Source organism: Escherichia sp. AM3, assembly GCF_032029835.1.
Classification (GTDB): Bacteria; Pseudomonadota; Gammaproteobacteria; order Enterobacterales; family Enterobacteriaceae; genus Escherichia; species Escherichia coli.
The window spans coordinates 1-242 of record NZ_JAVUPQ010001247.1; the positions used below are offsets into that span (position 1 = coordinate 1).

General features: G+C 43.8%; 1 protein-coding gene. It reads right to left on the reverse strand.

What is annotated here, in order from left to right; genetic code table 11:
- On the reverse strand, positions 1-242 hold a 242-nt coding region (locus RTW80_RS30505; protein WP_312721985.1), incomplete at both ends, for a DUF932 domain-containing protein.

Sequence of the window (242 nt, forward strand, 5' to 3'; positions counted from 1 at the left end):
TTATCAAAGACACCGAGCACTTCATACGCTCCCTCGATAACCTGCCCGACAATATCACCTTTATGTGGAACGCGGATTTCGCCAAAATTATTTCCGCACACCAGGCCATTTGTGCAGACAAAACGAAAAATTCCGGGGATCATCTGATAACTGGATGAACCATCATGTGAATTAAGCAGGATAATTTCAGGAACTTCCTGTCCGTTAATATGCCCTTCCCTGCGAAGACGTAACATATGTTT